This is a genomic window from Flavihumibacter sp. CACIAM 22H1, assembly GCF_001601815.1.
Lineage (GTDB): Bacteria > Bacteroidota > Bacteroidia > Chitinophagales > Chitinophagaceae > Flavihumibacter.
Map to the genome: position 1 here is coordinate 8,938 of NZ_LUKG01000072.1, position 17,673 is coordinate 26,610.

A 17,673-nucleotide genomic window follows, 5' to 3' on the forward strand; every position below is an offset into this window, starting at 1 on the left:
GTGCACAGGTCTGGTTTTATGCCAAAAACGCTAGGGGCTTTATTGATTGCGGGTTGCATTGGCTACCTGATAAACTTTACCGGCAATACCTTGTTCGACAATTACTCCCAGATAGGCGTTCGTAAATATATAAGTATGCTGCCTGCCATAGCAGAACTAAGCACCTGCGGCTGGCTGCTTTATTTGGGTTTAAAAAGAAATAATTATGGAAACAACTAAACTACAGTACGAAGATTTCACCGTCCATATAAAACTGAAACTGGCTGCTCTTTGGTCGTCCGTTATGTTTCTTTATATCTACGGCGATTATTTTGAACTATATGTACCAGGAAAAGTTGAAGGCTTATTGAATGGACAGAACCTATTAAATACCCCTTATAGATTATTGGCTGCAACTATTCTATTAGCCATTCCTTCTTTGATGATTTTTCTGTCGCTAGCCCTGAAACCGGTGTGGAATCGGGTGTTAAACTGTGCAATCGGAACCTTGCTTACCCTGGTTACTTTAATGGTAGGGATTTCATCGTTCACCGAATGGAAATTATTTTATGTAATGCTGTCATTTTTGGAAAGTGGTTTTACCTGCATCGTAGTCTGGAAGGCCTGGAACTGGCCTAAAAAAATAAAATAACTTAAAACAAAACAAATGAAACGAATCAATTACATCATTGCTTTTGCGCTAATTTTCCCGGTTGCTATCTCCTGCAAAAAATCTTCCACTGGCGAAAATTCTACTTATCCTAAAGCCGTTACCATTACCTACAAAGTTAGTAGTACCACTGCCAATAGCCTGGTATTAATAACCTATGATAACGAATCAGGAGGCCAGACCACTGTTGACAACCCATCTTTGCCCTTCTCCAAATCCATCTCCAAAACAGTTAATAAGTACGATATTATAACCCTCGGATATTTTGTAAATCCGGCTCAAACGGTAAAATTGGAAATCTTGGTAAATAACCAGGTAGTAAAATCGCAGTCCTATACATCTCCCAATTCGGCCATATCCTACACATTTCCGTGAGCAGCACTTTATTTCCTATTTGATTCTTCGTATGTTGGACCATACAAACCGGGTACTTTGTGCCCGGTAGCGCGGAGATAAACAATTAATTCACCCCGGTGGTGATAAATATGATTAAACAAAAATCCACGGGCTACTATTCCTCTCGGCATAGGACCCAGTATGGTTTTATCGCCCAGTTTCATCGTCCAGTTCGTGTTTAATTTTTCTTCCGTTAAACCAGCCAGGGCTGCCCTTGCTTGCACTACATTTCGCTCAAATAAATCCAGGGTGGCTTCCAGGTCAGCAGGCGATCCCCGCTCCAGGTGATCAGCTGCCATATCGTACACATCCTGCGTAATGGTACCAGCATACCAATAATAAATAGTGGCAATATGTTGGGCCAGTTCACCCATTGTCCATGAAATGTCAGAAGGTTTATAATTCAACTCATTTTCCGGAACAGCCTGTAGTAATTTCCGGGTACTGTTCACCTCCATTTCAAATTCCTGTTGCAAGGCGGCTACTATCATACAATGGTTTTTATTTTTTGGTAAGAAGTACATGTACGGCGCCATTTCCAAAGACCGTTTTGCTAGTTGTAAAACCCATTTTTGGCAGGTCGATGCCGGCTAATAAATTTTCTCCGGTGCCAAGAAATACAGGCGAATACGCAAGGTGTAATTCATCGATCAAATCTTTTTCCAGGAATTGCCGTATGGTCGATACACCTCCACCAATGCGGATATCTTTTCCATTGGCTGCTTTTCGGGCTTGTTCCAGAGCAGCCTCTATACCATCAGTGATAAAATAAAACACGGTTCCTCCCTTCATAACAATCGGCTCTCTGGGGTGATTGGTTAACACAAATACCGGTACCTGGTAGGGAGGCGTATCGCCCCACCATCCCTTCCACTCGTCATTGAGCCAGGGGCCACGAATCGGGCCAAACATATTCCTTCCTAAAATCCAGGCCCCTATATTATCGAAAGACCGTTCAGCAAATTCATTGTCGATTCCCGAACTGCCCCCGGTTTTCCCAATCATAGCCTGAAATCGTTGGGTAGGATAAAACCATTCGTGCAATTCGCCCCCCCTGATGCCCAATGGATGCTCCAGACTTTGGTCGGCACCAGCTCCAAATCCATCCAGCGACACGGAAAATGCGGCTACTTTTACCTTGCTCATTGTTCAGCTAGTTTATTGTTGTCTAATTTACACAACTAATTTCAGCATAATTAATAAGCAAAATGGGGTAGAATGCGACAAAAAGGGAAGAGTACCAGGCTGGTCCTACTTATAAGCTCAAATTTCCCTGCCGGCCGATATCCAGTTTAGCACCGGTGAGCGCGCTGGCAGCTAATTTCACCAAGCTGACCAACTTATTCGTTTTATTATCCCAATAATGGGCTTCTACCGGCTTTACCTGTAATACACGGATATGGGGATCTTCTTTCCCTTTCTCGAACCAGGCTTCTACCCATTTATTCCAGTATTTTTCAATCCTGGCCGGATCTTTAGAAATTGTTGCAACCCCATTAACACTTAAAAAATTATAGCCTTTTATATCGGCATATAAAAGACTTACTCTCGAATCAGCTTGTAAATGGGTAAACGTTTCACTGGATGAGGAAAATAAAAACCAGATTGTACCCTGTTCGTCAATTTCCTGCCGGCTCATAGGAACCGCATGAATAAACGGGTTATTGTGCGAATAGGTTCCCAGCATTCCAATATCTATTCCGTCTACCATTTCCCTTAATTTGTCGATGGCCTCCTGGTTTATTAAATTTTCTGTGCTCATGATAGTAGTGTTTATAGCGGTCATTTTCAAAGATGATGCCACCGGAATGCAAAAGAGCCTGCAACATACGTGCAGGCTCTAAACAAATTCCTGGTAGTGCGCCTATTCTGCAGCGGGTTTTTCCTCTACTTTTTTCTTGGCAAATCCAATAAGCACAGAAAACTCAATACTCCTTCTGCTGGATGCTGCTGCCTTCATGCTAGACACCGTTACGTCATAGCTCAAACCCGCTCTAACATTTTTGTAATCCACCGCCAGGTAAGGATAAAGAGCATCATCTACCCGGTAATACCCCCCTAACCACAGCTGTATAGCATCCGGATCCTGTGCATTCATTTTAATGCCATAGGCACCGCCAAATGCCAGCTCAGACGCTTTCCCCTTGGTTTGATAAATGGCATTCCATTCAATACTGCCCTCGGGACTTAGCTCATATTGTCCGCCTGTATGAATAGTCACCCGGCGCTTCCGGCTCAGGTTATCCCACATATAGTCTGTTGGCGCAAACAAATGATTTAGGGTAGCACCAACTGTTGCTTTCAATTTTTCTTTTTTGAAATGATAGGCCATTCCAACATTGAAATCAGCGTAGGACCTGCTATTACTCAATCCAGCATCGCCTGATGGAATTCCTTCATTGAAACCGCCGCTTCCGAACTGGTCCTCAAAGCTCAGCTTGCTATAATCAAGGCGCTTATTGGCATAGGAAGCCTGGAATCCCACACTCAGGCTACTGGTGCCGGCTTCATTTAAGCCTTTAAGATAGGCAAAGGAGAGTGCTAATGCGGTAGATTTTAGGGCTCCGCCGTTAGACTGGTCGTACATGGCAAAGCCGCCTACCCCCAGTTTGTCAACAGATTGTAATTTATTCTGCAGTACAGCCTTATCAAATCCTAGAAGACCTGTACTGAAGGGAGAAGCACTGCCGATCCAGGTATTCCGGAAATTAGCCGACAACCTGCCATCAGCTTCGCCCGACCCGGTCAATGCCGGGTTCAGGGTCAGTGGATTCGCAAAAAATTGAGAATAGTGAGGGTCTTGAGCATAGGCTTTGCCCAGTGAAAGACATAGTGAGAATATGAGAAGTTTTTTCATTGTAATTGGTTTTAAAATTGATGGTACTAACGAATCAGTGTAGTGTTTCCAGTACTGCGGATGGTTTTACCGCCATCCGTTATTCCTTCCACTACCCATACATAGGTTTCCATTGGTTGAAGCACTCCTTTATACCGGCCATCCCAGCCGGCATTGGCTGTACGGCTTTCAAAAACCAGGTTGCCCCACCGATTGTATACCCGGAAATAATTGATTTGACGCATTCCCACCAACATGGGTTTCAGCATATCATTCCGACCGTCGCCATTGGGAGTAAAGGCCTTGGGTACAAAAATGTTTTCTGCATCAAAAATGCGAACCAGTTGAGAATCAACGGTGGTACAACCAGATGCAAACCGATACTGAATCTTATACTCCTGTTCTTTAGCTGGTTTCAATGTAGGACTTACACTGGCCGGGTTAGAGAGGTTATCAGCCGGTAACCAGGTTATAACTGCATCCAGGTTTCTTGCTTTCAATACCAGGTCCTTGCCTTTTACAGCATCCACCACTTTGTACCGTTCTGCTTTAGGGGCTGCTTCAATGGTCAGCTCTTTGGTGATTTCCTGCTGCAGATCTTCACATAAGGCTGGAATAACCAGCAGTTTAATTTGCTGACTACCGGTTTGAGAGAAGGTATGCGTAAAGTTTTTCTCAGCGCCGGTTTCATTTCCTGCGATCCACCATTTGTACTGTACTTCACCTGATTTTGAAACATCGGATGAGTTGGTAAATACGACCGGTTTGTCCTTACAATAGCTGTCGAAGGCGAAATTTACCACAGGTTTTTCAATGCGACTCATTGCTATGGAATTTTCCAATAAGCTGGCACAGCCACTTTCATTAACTACCTGCACTGTATAAACTCCGGCTTTATCAGTTTCCAGCAAAGCACCGGTTGCTCCATCAATAAGCTCTCCGTTTACATACCATTGGTAACTGCTACCACCGCTTGCGGCTAGTGGAAGCACGCTACCCGCGCATATTACCTGTCCATCTGGTGCCGCAAGCGTTCCTTCAGGCATAGGCACAACTATGATTTCCTGCTCCATGGAATCAATACAGTTATCGTTGGATGTAACGATTAGTTTAACCTGGTAAGTACCGGCGGCAGCATACTGGTGTTGCGGATTACGTTCAGTTGAACTACTGCCATCTCCAAATTGCCAAATTTGTGTCAGTGATCCGGCTGTAATAGTAGCGGTATTGGTGAACCGGAATTCATTACCACTTACACATTGTTTGTTTTCATTAATGGTGAATGCAGCCTGTGGCTTTGGCGCAACGGTAACTGTTTTAATCAACTCGGCCGAACAACCATTATCCGTGTTCACTACTAATTTAACTGAATAGTTTCCGGCTGCTGCATATTCATGTACCGGGTTAGTAGCCGTACTGCTGTTGCCATCGCCGAAATTCCAGCTATAACTGATAGTTCCTGTGCTGACAGTTGAGCTATTGGTAAAACGGAAGCTGTTACCGGTAAGGCAAGCTAAGCTATTGTTTACGGTAAAAGCAGCAGTAGGTTCTGCATAGACAACCACTTCTTTAGCTATCTCCTCTGAACAATCTGAATTCGATACGGCTTTCAATTTAACCGTATAAGTGCCGGGAACGGTATAAACATGGGTCGGACTAATGGAAGTAGCCGTATTGCCATCGCCAAAATCCCAGCTATAAGAAAGGGTTCCGGTCGAAACGGTAGATGTATTCGTGAATACAAAACTGTTTCCACTGGCACACTGTGTATTGTCATTAATTGTAAAGGCTAAAGCTGGTTTCGGATAAACCGTCACAGATTGCGTAATCTCAGCAGAACAACCTGAATTAGAGCTTGCCACCAGTTTTACGGTATAATTTCCTGCAACCGTATACGTGTGTACCGGGTCTTTTGACGTGCTTGTGTTACCGTCTCCAAAAGTCCAACTATAACTAAGTGTACCGGAACTAATTGCAGAACTATTCGTAAAGCTAAAACTGTTGCCCGCTAAACACTGAGCCGCGGTATTAACAGAAAAGGCCGTTGCAGGTACAGCAAATACCTGTACGGTTGCCATACTTGTTTTTTGTTCTTCACTTCCTGTTTCTGTAACAGTTAACTGAACGTCATACGAACCAGGGGTTGTATAACTATGCTGGGGATCTTTTAAGTTGGAAGTATTGCCATCTCCAAAGTTCCAGGCATAAGAAAGGGTGCCGCTACTGGTTGTTGATGTATTGGTAAAACTAAAGCTGTTATCACTTGCACATTGTGTATTATCGTTGATCGTAAAACCTGCTGTAACTACCGGAATAGTGGGGCCGGATTCAGTCGTAAAATTTCCATCTACTGTATAAGTTGTTCCGTTTTCATTAATAGCATAGGCCCGGAAATAATAGGTGGTACCTGGATTTAAACCAGTTATATTGGTAGTGAAGGTACCTGTTGTTCCTGTAACGGTAGTTTTGTTAGTGGTAGGAGCAGGACTGGTGCCATAGTAAAAGCCACGTTCAGAGATGGCAGCACCACCGTCACCATTTACAGTAGCCGCAATGGTTGCACTAGCTGTTCCGATGGCAGAGGATATGGGCGAGGAAAGGATGGGAGGCCCCGTTGATACAAAGGAACTAATGATATTCGGTAAACCAATCGTTGATCTTTTGGTTCCAAGTGATAGCCCTCCTCTTACATAATTACAACCGGTACCAACCACGTTCGGATTATTGATTACGCTCAACGAAGTCTGGTTGTAGTTAGCCAGGTAAATTTTACCATTTACGGCTACTTGTATAGCGCCTTCAGAAGTCCCGGAACTAAGGGTTACACGCGAATTCTGAATATCAGCAGCTGAACCGGAACCTGCTTCCAGGTTAAACTGGTAGGTTCCTGCTCCAAAACCGTGCACATACAACAATTTGCCATTTGGCGAAAATTCAACTCCATAGGAAGATGCTACGGTAAGCTTTCTGACATTTGACAAAACCCCGGTTACCCGGTTAAAATCATATACTTCAGTAACTCCTCCCATATAAAAAGTTTGTACCAGTTTATTTCCGGTAACATCGGTTTTGATATGTCCAATATCACCGCTTGATGTGGTGGTGAATCCAATAGAGGTAATTACCGGGTTAGCAATATCCAAACCAGTAGAACTAAGCTTGTACGCGTAATAATTATTGGTTCCTCTTTTATGGGTGATAATCCAATAAAAGTTATTGCCAAAAACAGATGCTACGGTTTCTTCGGTACCGGTAAGAATGGATACATTTTTGGTGGAAGTAACATTTCCCAACCCGTTATCAAGGGTCATATCCACTATAGAATAACTCAGGTTGGAATTACTGTAAGCTGATACGGTGAATACATAAAACCGGTTTGCATTTCCAGGGTCCGGAACAATAATACCCGACTGTGAACTGGAGGGATCACCCGTGAGGTTATTACCGTTGCTCATGATCGCATGGTTTTTATTAAACACTTTTATACCATCGGTATAGAACAATAAATTTCCATTTTCATCACTGATCGTAGCACAACCTTCCTGTGTATTAAGCATACCGTTGTCGAGTGGAGTAGGAGGGTTGGTATTGAAGTTTAAACCGGCAAAATTTCCGAAATACCAGTAATTGCCCTGTTTTTGCGCATGCGTAGTACTGGAAATTGTAAGAATAGCCAGGCAAACTAATAGGTTTAGGAGGTTTTTCATAAGAATCGTCTATTGGTTATGGAATAATGGATTGTATTGCAGTTGGCCATCAATGCTAATCAGTTGTACTATGGTAAATGCTGAAACAGCGTTCCCTTTTTGTTGCGCAATTTTATTACCCGTGCTTCCATTGATCAGGGCTATCAACTGCGTAGCGAGTGTGGGGTTATTGGATTGAAGAAATTTAGCATTCGACGCCTTCCCGTTGCAATCAATTTTAACCATCAATTGTCCCTGGAAAGCGGCTGTTCCTGCCTGTTGTTTTAAAACCTGTTCAATGCTCTTTTTACAGGACCAGTTTACAGGATCGGGCATGGCCGACTCATCTGCCACCTGCAATGATTGCGTACTGGCTTGTTCCTGTAATAATGGATTTTTTGATCGGTATACTGTACCGGAACAGGAGCCTTTCGTTTGTGCGGAAGCAAGTGCTGAAGACAGCAACAAACAGGCTGTTAGAAAAAGGTTTGCGTGAATTTTCATGGTAGCTTGAGTATTTAGATTTGTACTAACAGAAATGCGCTGAAATAATTGTATGTAAGCCTCTAAGTAGTTCCCTAAAGTTTAGTAATTGTAAACTCTTATTTTACGCATAAAAGCACTAAGTGTAAATAGTACTTGTCCTAAAAAATATTGATGTTTATCAAACAGAATTTTTACTAACGGCTAGGTATACTTGCTTTTATATTAAAAAACAGGGCTGTTAGTAGTGATAAAATGGGAGTTTTTTATTGAAGAATAGAATGCGCATTTTGATGACTCTGTAATAGTAGCCAAACCCGCTGCTGTTGACTATTATTTACCTCGTGCACAAAAATTAGTTTCGATCAATCGTCGGTATTCTTCGATCAGCAGGTGTTTCATTTAAAAAACCTCCAATTACTTGTACTAAAACTGCAGGAAATTAGTTTTGTAGAGGAATACACTTATGAAAACCTAAAGATTGTTCTTAGCTGTTTTTAATTCTATACTATGTACCCTACTAAATGTAAAATATACCTAATTATGCTTGGGTTCGTTTTTCTAACAACCAACCAGGCATATACGCAAACCAGCAATCAGACATTTGCGTCTGGTTCTTACATAATTAATATGGGGGTAACACCGCAAACCTTTAGTAATGGACTACGTCCTTATGGTTTTGTGTATGAATTATTGAATACCTACAAAATTCCGGTTGCTTGGGTAATAAATGAAACAAAGACAAAAGATGGTATTGATTTTACACATAATGGTGTTGATTATAAAGGAGGAGCTTTTATTATTCCTGCAGAATTCAGAACACCCGCGGTAAACAATGCCATTGCTACCTGGCAGGGTAGGGGTGTAATCGGTGCAACTACGGTTAGCAGTGTAACATTACCAGTTTATAAAACGCTTCGGTTTGCACCAAGATGGACGCTGGACAAAGACAAAGGCAGTATTGCGCTTTTTTATTTTACCAACGCTTCCATTCCCCCGGGAGCGTACGGAGGACCCAGTTCTTCCAGTTGGAAAACGCCTGCTCAGCTCGCTGCCTGTGACGATATCTTTGTTTTACCCCACGCTGATCCAACCTGGGCCAATCACAATAACCTGTATTATTGGAACCTGAATTATAAAGGCAATATCTGGAGTGCCTGTCATGCCGTAAGTGTGCTGGAAAACATATCCAATGCCGGTGCCGGAGTTAGAATGAATTTCCTTACTACCAATGGCCTCTTGCTGGATAACCAGCACGGCGATGGTTCACCCCCATATACCTATGTGCACAATACGGAACCGGTTATGCAATTTATGGGCAGAATGGATGATGCTGTAGTAAATGGCTCAGAACAGATTTATCTTCCCCGACCCGGAAGTGCCTGGAGGCCGGGCGTAAAAGTAGGCGTATATGATCCTACCCAGGCTGATGTGCCTTCTAAATCTCCCGGCCAGGCTGCGGTGGTAGCCTTCGGAAGAGCGTATGATGATGTGAACAGGGGATTTGTAATGTATGAAGGCGGACATGATCATAATAAATCCGGAACCATTGAATACAAAGTTGCCGCGCAACGCGCCTTTTTCAATTTTGCTTATTTCGCAAATAACGAAAAACACGCCTGGTACACAATCAACCTATCAGGACTTCCTTCCACTATTGCGCCCGGTAACCCGGTAACATTAACGCTGGAAACACCCCCGGAAATGAACTTGAATGAGTACACCATTCAATGGAGTACAACTGCTTCAGGGGCAAGTTTCTCGCCAAACACCAACGCTTCAACAGTAACGTTTACTCCCTCTTCCACCACTACTGAAGAAACCATTGTAGTTTCCGTAACGGTTTCCGACTTGTGCAATCGGCAAACCTTCAGCTCGGCTAGCTCTTTGGTAAGCCAATTGCTTACAACAAACGATATCCGGTTAAAAGGAAAATCGGGTAAAGCGCCTGAATTAACCTGGCTGCATACCACAAATTCGGAAGTTTTACGCTATGAGGTAGAACGTAGTACCGACCGGATAAATTTTAAACCAGTTTCTGTGCTGCATACACCGAATTCAAGTCAATATAATTTCGTGGATAACCAGGTAACACATCCAACGCATTATTACCGGGTCAAGGCCCACACCGTATCGGGCGCTGCTTTCTACAGCAATACCATTCAGGTAAGGGCTGCTGGTGCAGAAAAGGAGCAGTTGCTGGTTGTTTATCCAAATCCTATCCGAAAGAATGCCCCCATACAGGTTCAATACAGGTCAGTAGGCGTAGATCTGCTTACGGTAGCCATCTTCGATATGAATGGAAAACAGGTGAAGCAGGTTAATAAAGCCGTGGTAACGGGAATGAATAGCTTCAGCATCAGTTCTGCAGAATTGTCGGCAGGAACCTATCTCATCCATACAAAAGCGGGCAACGGGCAGGAATCACTTAGCCAGCGACTGGTAATTGTGCCTTAAAATCAACTGGCTTCTTCGAGCGGAACATGTACAATGGCCTGCTCACGATACCGTTTGGGCGACAAACCGGTGGTTTCCTTAAAGAGTTTATTGAAATTTGAAATGGTTTTATAGCCACAGTTGTAGGCAATTTCTGAAATCGTCCAGTCACTATCTAACAATAAGCGGCAGGAGTTGCTGATCCGAACCTGGTTCAGGTATTCTACAAAATGCAGGTTGTTTCGTTTTTTAAAGAGGCGACAAAAGCTCTGCGGGGTAAGATTGGTGAGTTTAGCAACATCTTTCAGCTGAATATCGGATCGGAAATTTTCATGCACGAATCGATACACCTCGCAAAGACGGTCTTTTTCACTTTTACTTTCATAGTGCAATAACTCCGTGGCATTGATCTGTGCCAGTTCAGCCGATTCAGCCAGCAGGTGTAAAATTTCCAGCAATAATAAAATCCGCTGAAACCCCTGGGCATGTAAAAGTTTTTCCACTTTTTCACCTACTTTATCGCGGGTTTCATTTTTTATGGAAATGCCCAGTTTGGAAAGGCGCAACAAATTCTTTAAATGTTCAGCCTCCGGTAAGTCAAACAAACCGGAATCAAAAAGCTGGGGATGAAAATATAAAACAATCGAAGTTGCCCTGGCGCCACCTGCCTGGCCATTTATAAAACTGTCGTCATTGATCCAGATATGGGGCAGGGACGGGCCTATTAATACCATGTCGCCCGCTTCAAACCGTTCGATCTGGTTCCCAACAATTCTTTTTCCGAAACTTTCCTTAATATACACCAGTTCATATTCCGGATGAACATGCAGGGGAGCGCTGAAGAAAGATTCTTTTCTTTCCATTACCGAAAACAAGCTGTTTATTTTCGGTGCAATTTCAGTTTGTAAAATTTTCATGCTGCAAACAATCAGGCGTTAATAAAAACAGATGCTTCTCTAAAATTCACCCACAACTTACTGAATTTTCACCTATCAATTAACATATTGGTTAAATTTGAAGAAGAATATGAGAAATAAATGAAGGACCGTGAAATCGGCCATTTTGGGCAACTACTCTTTTTTCCGGCTATATAATCAGTTTATCCTAATTTAGGAAGTTCTAGCAATCAACGATTCATGACCCCTTCCACGAGTATACCGAAGGCGAATGCCTCCCTGTCTTCTCTTGCCAATGTTGTACAGTGCTTTTCCACCCGGTATGGCTCCACGCCCGAGCTGGTAGTAAGTTCACCCGGTCGTATCAACCTGATTGGCGAACATACAGACTATAACCTGGGTTATGTGTTACCGGCTGCAATAGATAAATATATACATGTGGCCATCCGGAAACGGGCCGATCAGCAACTAACTATTTTTGCAGCCGACCTGAACAGTACTTACCAGGGAGCCATTGGTAACTGGGAAAAATCGCCGCTTCAATGGCCGGATTATTTATTGGGTGTACTAAAGGAACTGGAAGGGGAAACCGGAACAATTCCCGGGTTGGATATCTGTTTTGGAGGTGATATACCGGCAGGTGCGGGCTTATCCTCCTCGGCTGCCATAGAATGCGGACTGGCCCGTGCGGTAAACGATCTGCTTGGATTAAAACTGACAAAAATTCAATTGGTGCAACTGGCCCAGGCTGCCGAAAATCGTTTTGTGGGCGTGCAGTGCGGAATCATGGACCAGTTTGCCAGCATGTTTGGTATGAAAGACAAAGCCATTCTACTGGACTGCCGGAGCCTCAAGTACGAATATATTCCCCTCGAATTAAACCAATACGCGATTTTGTTACTCGATTCGCAGGTAAAACACCAACTTGCCGGCAGTGCGTACAATGTTAGGAGAGAACAATGTGACATGGGAGTAAAAGCCCTGCGCAAAGTGTATCCGCATGTTAACAGCCTGCGTGATGCCAACCGTGCCATGATCGAATACACCCTCAAAGACCGGATTCCTGACCTGGTTTATAATCGCTGCAAATACGTGGTGGAAGAAAACCTCCGTCTCCAGGTTGGTTGCGAAGCCCTGCGCAGGAACGACCTGGTTTCCTTCGGTAAAAAAATGTTTGCGTCGCATGTAGGCCTTAGCAAGTTGTACGAGGTTTCCTGCCCTGAATTAGACTACCTGGTAGATCTTGCCCGGCTTGAACATGCTATTATCGGCGCCCGGATGATGGGAGGCGGCTTCGGTGGCTGTACCATTAATCTTATTCGTAAAGCATTTATTAACGAAGTGGTGGATCGAATCCAGGAAAGCTATTTCCAGAAATTTGGAAATAGCCCAACACCTATTGTATGTCAGCTATCGAACGGAACCACTACTATTTCCTCCTAATAAAAAAGAAATAGTATTTTGCTTCCAGATCTATGTTATCTGCAAAAGCACAATATGCCATCCATGCGTTAACCTACCTGGGAGAACATTACCAGCAAGGGTTTATTCCAATTAATCAGATTGCGGAGAAAAGAAAGATTCCGGCAAAATTCCTGGAAGCCATTCTGCTGGAACTCAGGAAAGCCGGTATTCTTGGAAGCAAGGCGGGTAAAAACGGGGGCTATTATTTGCTTAAAGCCCCCAAGGAAATACCAATGGTTACCATTCTCCGGCTCATGGACGGCCCGATTGCCTTATTACCCTGTGTCAGTAAAAAATTTTATGAGCCCTGCAGGTTATGCCCTTACCCGGAAGCTACCTGTAATATCCGCCTCATTTTCCTGGAAGTAAGGGACGCTACACTGGCGGTGATCGAAGGCAAATCACTCCAACACCTCATGGAAAATGATTTTCGGGGATCTACTGATTTTGTTATTTGATTATCCGTAAATGATTGATTTATAAATTTTTAACAGTTATTTTTCGTTTGTCTAAAACATCTATTAAAACTATAGGAATTATCGTATTTAGTTTATATTTTTGTATCGGTAAACAATCTTAGCAAAGCCTGTTCGTTTAATGGGAACTGCTTAGTCGAAAAAATACCACTGAATATGAGCATAGCGAGCGTAACCCTTCCCGGTAACTTATTTTCCTCCCAGGAACAAAAGCAGGTACAGGAAATAATTCAGCAATTCAACCCACAACAATTGCAATGGCTGGCAGGTTACTTAACCGGACTACAACACAGCAATCAGCAATTACTGCAGCTAATCAACCGGATTCCGGTTACACAGGAGTCTATCACCACCGAACCACTGGCCGTAAAGGAAAGCATAACGGTTTTGTTCGGCTCCAAAAGCGGTAACTCCAAGAAAGTTGCTAAAAACCTGCACGATAAACTAATTGCCCGGGGATTTACCGCTGTATTGCAGGATATGAACTCCTACCAGGGCAACCGGTTGAAAGAAGAAAAATGGTTATTGGTAGTGGTTAGTACCCATGGTGAAGGAGACCCTCCGCCTGCAGCCGAAGATCTACACGCCTTCATCAATACCCGCAAAGCACCGGCCTTACCGGATACCCGGTTTGCCGTACTTGCCCTGGGAGATAAAAGTTATGCCAGCTATTGCCAAACAGGACGCGATTTTGACACCCGGCTGGAAGCACTGAAAGCTACCCGCATACTCGATCGGTATGAGGCAGATGTGGATTACGAAGAAACGGCAGAAGCGTGGATCGAAGCAGTTATCAATAAAGTTCAGGAAAGTTTTGGCGCAACCAGCCAGGCAATTATAACAACCAATGGCGCAACGGTAGTCAATGGCAACGGAAAACTCCAGGAGACAGCGGTAAAATACAGTCGGAAAAATCCTTTTCAGGCAACGGTTTTGGAAAATATACAATTGAATGGCCGAGGTTCAGCAAAAGAAACCTACCATCTTGAACTGTCACTGGAGGGTAGTGGAATCAGTTATCAACCCGGCGATACCCTGGGTATTTGGGTAGAGAACCATTCCAGCCTGGTGGAAGGCCTGCTGGCCTATAAACAATTTAATCCTGCTACAAAACTGCAGCTTAAGGATACAGAAATCACCCTGTTTGATTTTCTGCAGAAGCAGGCCGAACTGACCACCATCAGCGGTTCTTTCCTGGCTGCCTATACTGCTTTTGTAAACGATCCTGCTGATGCACATGCGCTCAATAATATTCTGGCCGACAAACAGGCATTGTCTTCCTTTGTTTATGGGCGTGATGTATGGGACCTGTTGCAACAGTTTCCCGCTACCATAAATGAAGAACAGTTTGCGGCAATTCTTTTACCGCTTCAACCAAGGCTTTATTCGATTGCCAGTTCACTCGAAGCCCATCCGGAAGAAGTACACCTTACCGTAGGACGGGTAGTTTACGAAGCCAATAAAAGAGAACACCGGGGCGTAGCATCGAATTTTATTGCCGATGTATTACAGCCAGGGCAGCTGGTATCGGTATTCATTGATACCAATGAGTCGTTCCGGCTTCCGGAAAACCAGGAAACCCCGGTTATTATGGTGGGTCCGGGTACCGGCATAGCGCCATTCCGCGCATTTGTTGAGCAGCGGGCTGAAACCGGAGCATCCGGTAAAAACTGGCTGTTCTTCGGAGATCAGCATTTTACGACAGATTTTCTTTACCAGATAGAATGGCAGCGTTATCTCAAACAGGGCGTATTGACCCGCATGAATACTGCTTTTTCCCGCGATACAGCGCAGAAAATATATGTACAGCACAGGATGCAACAAAATGCGGCAGACCTGTATCAATGGCTGCAGGAAGGCGCTCATTTTTATGTGTGCGGAGATGCGAAAAGAATGGCAAAAGACGTAAAACAAAGCCTGATACAGATTGTACAGGAGCAGGGAAAAATGGAGCTGGAAGCTGCAACAGACTATGTAAAACAACTGGTAAAATCAGGCAGGTACCAGGAAGACACTTATTAAGCCCAACCCTGTCGACGGTATTATAAAAGCGAACATTCAAAGCTCACCTATTAAACTATAGATCCGCAAATGAACCAGGATAAATCAAAGCTGAGTGAAGTAGAACATATTAAAGAGAGAAGTAAGTTTCTGGAAGGAACCATTCAGGATAGCCTGAAGGACGAAATTACCGGTAATCTCTATGCACAGGACCAGCAACTGATCAAGTTCCACGGAAGTTATGTACAAAGCGACCGCGAACTGGATAAAGAGCGGAAAGCCCAGAAGCTGGAACCTCTCTACTCCTTTATGATCCGGATTCGCGTACCAGGTGGGGTTGCCACTGCATCGCAATGGATAACGATGGATGACCTGGCTACCAAATACGGAATGCCCACCCTCAAGCTAACCACGCGGCAGGCATTTGAACTGCACGGTATCCTTAAGCACAATTTAAAACCTACCATCAAGGAAATCAATGATTCCCTGATGGATTCCATTGCTGCTTGTGGCGATGTAAACCGGAATGTTATGTGTACCGTGAACCCGTATACGTCGGGTATCCACGACGCAGTGCAGCAGGTGGCCGCTGAGGTAAGTGCTCACCTGACTCCCAAAACAACGGCCTATTATAAAATATGGGTAAATGACGAGCAGGTAGCAGGCCCCGTTGAACCAATTGAAGAAGAACCGATTTACGGAAAAACCTACCTGCCCAGGAAATTTAAAATAACCTTTGCCATTCCGCCTTATAATGATACCGACGTATATGCCCACGATATCGGTCTTATTGCAATAGAGGAAAATGGCCAACTAGCCGGCTTTAATTTTACGGTGGGCGGTGGTATGGGAATGACCTTTGGCGATGAAAGCACCTATCCACGATTGGGTAACCTTATCGGCTATGCACCTGTACAGGAAGCGGTAAATGTTTGTGAAAAACTACTCACCATTCAGCGGGATTATGGCAACCGCGAAAACAGAAAACTATCCCGCTTTAAATATACCGTGGCCCGGGAAGGACTTGATTTTGTAAAAACTGAACTTAATAAACGGCTGGGGTATGACCTGGAGCCTGCCCGCCCATTTGAATTCACCACTAACGGAGACAGCTTTGGCTGGGTAAAAGGCGCCAATGGCAACTGGTTCAATACTCTTTATATAGAGGGTGGCCGGGTAAAGGATACCGAGCAGTTTCAACTCAGGAAAGGGTTACGGGCAATTGCTGAACTATTGGAAGGAGGTGATTTTCGGCTAACCGGTAACCAGAATGTGGTTATCGGGAATGTTACCGAGGCGCTGAAACCCAAGGTGCAGGCTTTATTAGAACAATACGGACTGGCGGCTCACCAGCAGGTTACGCCACTTCATCAGCACTCAATTGCCTGTGTGGCCCTTAATTTATGTCCGCTTGCCAACGCAGAAGGTGAACGCTACCTGCCCTCTCTGATCACTAAAATTCATGCCATCCTGGTAAAATACGGAATCGGAGAACAGCCCATTACCATTCGTATGACCGGCTGCCCCAATGGCTGCGGAAGGCCTTACCTGGGAGAAATCGGGTTTGTAGGCCGGGCACCTGGAAAATACAATCTTTACCTCGGCGCCTCATTCAATGGCGACCGGTTAAATGTATTGGATAAGGAAGCACTGAGCGAAGAAGAAATTCTGGACTACCTGGATCCTCTTTTGGCAAAATATGCGGCAGAAAGAAATCCCGATGAGCATTTTGGCGATTTCCTGGTTAGAAAGGAAATTATCCGCCATCAGCATACTAAAGCGGACTATCATTTAGCATAACATGAAACCTGTAAATCAACCATCCGGTAAAGTATATATCACGGGGGCAGGACCCGGTGATATCAACCTGCTTACCCTGCGTGCCAAAGCCGTTATTGAGCAGGCAGATGTTATTTTGTATGATAACCTGATCAATGCTGCCTTACTGGATTGGGCTAAACCGGGGGCTGAAAAAATTTTTGTTGGCAAATTGCCCTATTGCTCTGTCATCACGCAGGAAACCATTAATCAATGGCTGGTTGACCAGGCAGCAGAAGGCAAACAGGTAGTTCGCTTAAAAGGGGGAGATCCCATGATTTTCGGCAGGGGAGCAGAAGAAGCCTGTTTCCTGAAGAAACATGGAATCGAATTTGAAATTGTGCCGGGGGTAACCAGCGCACTTGCTGCAGGGGCTTACAGCGGAATTCCTATGACCCATCGCGACGCTTCACAAATGGTACTTTTTGTTACCGGCCATACAAAAAAAGGGGCAAAAACCGGACTCAATTTCGATTGGGAGATGCTGGCTGGTTTTGAGGGAACCATTGTTTTTTACATGGGGGTTAAAAAT

16 protein-coding genes are annotated in these 17,673 nt (G+C 44.2%); 9 read left to right on the forward strand and 7 right to left on the reverse strand.

Translation table 11 applies throughout. The features are described from left to right. The 3 genes from A1D16_RS16815 to A1D16_RS16825 form a co-directional block, all read left to right on the forward strand. A partial coding sequence (locus tag A1D16_RS16815) for a DUF4386 domain-containing protein (RefSeq protein ID WP_290711620.1) occupies positions 1–219 on the forward strand: 219 nt, incomplete at its 5' end. Further along, the gene (locus tag A1D16_RS16820) at positions 206–631 is read left to right on the forward strand and encodes a DUF6326 family protein (RefSeq protein WP_290711622.1); all 426 of its coding nucleotides are present in this window, start codon (positions 206–208) and stop codon (positions 629–631) included. The genes A1D16_RS16815 and A1D16_RS16820, both read left to right, overlap by 14 nt. 15 nt (positions 632–646) lie before the next feature. Next, positions 647–1,024, forward strand: a complete 378-nt coding sequence (locus tag A1D16_RS16825) for a hypothetical protein (protein WP_290711624.1) — start codon at positions 647–649, stop codon at positions 1,022–1,024. Between the two features lie 8 nt (positions 1,025–1,032). Here the strand turns inward: A1D16_RS16825 and A1D16_RS16830 are convergent, their stop codons facing one another. The 6 genes from A1D16_RS16830 to A1D16_RS16855 form a co-directional block, all read right to left on the reverse strand. Further along, the gene (locus A1D16_RS16830) at positions 1,033–1,536 is read right to left on the reverse strand and encodes a DinB family protein (RefSeq protein WP_290711626.1); all 504 of its coding nucleotides are present in this window, start codon (positions 1,534–1,536) and stop codon (positions 1,033–1,035) included. Positions 1,537–1,546: 10 nt separating this feature from the next. Further along, positions 1,547–2,191 carry a dihydrofolate reductase family protein gene (locus A1D16_RS16835; RefSeq protein WP_290711628.1) on the reverse strand — a complete coding sequence of 215 codons (645 nt, stop codon included), beginning with the start codon at positions 2,189–2,191 and terminating at the stop codon, positions 1,547–1,549. A gap of 109 nt (positions 2,192–2,300) precedes the next feature. Continuing rightward, positions 2,301–2,807 carry a pyridoxamine 5'-phosphate oxidase family protein gene (locus A1D16_RS16840; RefSeq protein ID WP_290711630.1) on the reverse strand — a complete coding sequence of 169 codons (507 nt, stop codon included), beginning with the start codon at positions 2,805–2,807 and terminating at the stop codon, positions 2,301–2,303. Positions 2,808–2,909: 102 nt separating this feature from the next. Further along, the gene (locus tag A1D16_RS16845) at positions 2,910–3,902 is read right to left on the reverse strand and encodes a PorP/SprF family type IX secretion system membrane protein (RefSeq protein WP_290711632.1); all 993 of its coding nucleotides are present in this window, start codon (positions 3,900–3,902) and stop codon (positions 2,910–2,912) included. A 26-nt stretch (positions 3,903–3,928) separates the two neighbouring features. Beyond that, complete coding sequence (locus tag A1D16_RS16850) at positions 3,929–7,588, reverse strand: PKD domain-containing protein (protein WP_290711634.1); 3,660 nt, start codon at positions 7,586–7,588, stop codon at positions 3,929–3,931. A 9-nt stretch (positions 7,589–7,597) separates the two neighbouring features. Then, complete coding sequence (locus A1D16_RS16855) at positions 7,598–8,071, reverse strand: hypothetical protein (protein WP_290711636.1); 474 nt, start codon at positions 8,069–8,071, stop codon at positions 7,598–7,600. Between the two features lie 522 nt (positions 8,072–8,593). Here A1D16_RS16855 and A1D16_RS16860 point away from each other — a divergent pair. After that, the gene (locus tag A1D16_RS16860) at positions 8,594–10,507 is read left to right on the forward strand and encodes a T9SS type A sorting domain-containing protein (protein ID WP_290711638.1); all 1,914 of its coding nucleotides are present in this window, start codon (positions 8,594–8,596) and stop codon (positions 10,505–10,507) included. A gap of 2 nt (positions 10,508–10,509) precedes the next feature. Here the strand turns inward: A1D16_RS16860 and A1D16_RS16865 are convergent, their stop codons facing one another. Continuing rightward, entirely contained in the window at positions 10,510–11,403 is an 894-nt protein-coding gene (locus A1D16_RS16865; RefSeq protein WP_290711640.1) for an AraC family transcriptional regulator, read from the reverse strand. A gap of 219 nt (positions 11,404–11,622) precedes the next feature. Here A1D16_RS16865 and galK point away from each other — a divergent pair, with 219 nt between their 5' ends. The 5 genes from galK to cobA form a co-directional block, all read left to right on the forward strand. Beyond that, a complete protein-coding gene (galK, locus tag A1D16_RS16870; RefSeq protein WP_290711642.1) occupies positions 11,623–12,825 on the forward strand; it encodes a galactokinase in 1,203 nt (400 codons plus the stop codon). A gap of 32 nt (positions 12,826–12,857) precedes the next feature. Next, a complete protein-coding gene (locus A1D16_RS16875) occupies positions 12,858–13,304 on the forward strand; it encodes an Rrf2 family transcriptional regulator (RefSeq protein ID WP_290711644.1) in 447 nt (148 codons plus the stop codon). A gap of 174 nt (positions 13,305–13,478) precedes the next feature. Then, on the forward strand, positions 13,479–15,344 hold the full coding sequence (locus A1D16_RS16880) for an assimilatory sulfite reductase (NADPH) flavoprotein subunit (protein ID WP_290711646.1): 1,866 nt from the start codon (positions 13,479–13,481) through the stop codon (positions 15,342–15,344). 69 nt (positions 15,345–15,413) lie between these two features. Beyond that, the gene (locus tag A1D16_RS16885; RefSeq protein WP_290711648.1) at positions 15,414–17,123 is read left to right on the forward strand and encodes an NADPH-dependent assimilatory sulfite reductase hemoprotein subunit; all 1,710 of its coding nucleotides are present in this window, start codon (positions 15,414–15,416) and stop codon (positions 17,121–17,123) included. 1 nt (position 17,124) lies between these two features. Further along, positions 17,125–17,673, forward strand: a 549-nt coding sequence (cobA, locus tag A1D16_RS16890) for a uroporphyrinogen-III C-methyltransferase (RefSeq protein ID WP_290711650.1), incomplete at its 3' end; no start/stop codon positions are given.

Excerpts from the sequence above, each read along its gene's own strand:
- A1D16_RS16820 (WP_290711622.1), top strand. The coding sequence starts at position 206 with ATGGAAACAACTAAACTACAGTACGAAGATTTCACCGTCCATATAAAA.
- A1D16_RS16825 (WP_290711624.1), top strand. The coding sequence starts at position 647 with ATGAAACGAATCAATTACATCATTGCTTTTGCGCTAATTTTCCCGGTT.
- A1D16_RS16830 (WP_290711626.1), bottom strand. The coding sequence starts at position 1,536 with ATGATAGTAGCCGCCTTGCAACAGGAATTTGAAATGGAGGTGAACAGT.
- A1D16_RS16835 (WP_290711628.1), bottom strand. The coding sequence starts at position 2,191 with ATGAGCAAGGTAAAAGTAGCCGCATTTTCCGTGTCGCTGGATGGATTT.
- A1D16_RS16840 (WP_290711630.1), bottom strand. The coding sequence starts at position 2,807 with ATGAGCACAGAAAATTTAATAAACCAGGAGGCCATCGACAAATTAAGG.
- A1D16_RS16845 (WP_290711632.1), bottom strand. The coding sequence starts at position 3,902 with ATGAAAAAACTTCTCATATTCTCACTATGTCTTTCACTGGGCAAAGCC.
- A1D16_RS16850 (WP_290711634.1), bottom strand. The coding sequence starts at position 7,588 with ATGAAAAACCTCCTAAACCTATTAGTTTGCCTGGCTATTCTTACAATT.
- A1D16_RS16855 (WP_290711636.1), bottom strand. The coding sequence starts at position 8,071 with ATGAAAATTCACGCAAACCTTTTTCTAACAGCCTGTTTGTTGCTGTCT.
- A1D16_RS16860 (WP_290711638.1), top strand. The coding sequence starts at position 8,594 with ATGCTTGGGTTCGTTTTTCTAACAACCAACCAGGCATATACGCAAACC.
- A1D16_RS16865 (WP_290711640.1), bottom strand. The coding sequence starts at position 11,403 with ATGAAAATTTTACAAACTGAAATTGCACCGAAAATAAACAGCTTGTTT.
- galK (WP_290711642.1), top strand. The coding sequence starts at position 11,623 with ATGACCCCTTCCACGAGTATACCGAAGGCGAATGCCTCCCTGTCTTCT.
- A1D16_RS16875 (WP_290711644.1), top strand. The coding sequence starts at position 12,858 with ATGTTATCTGCAAAAGCACAATATGCCATCCATGCGTTAACCTACCTG.
- A1D16_RS16880 (WP_290711646.1), top strand. The coding sequence starts at position 13,479 with ATGAGCATAGCGAGCGTAACCCTTCCCGGTAACTTATTTTCCTCCCAG.
- A1D16_RS16885 (WP_290711648.1), top strand. The coding sequence starts at position 15,414 with ATGAACCAGGATAAATCAAAGCTGAGTGAAGTAGAACATATTAAAGAG.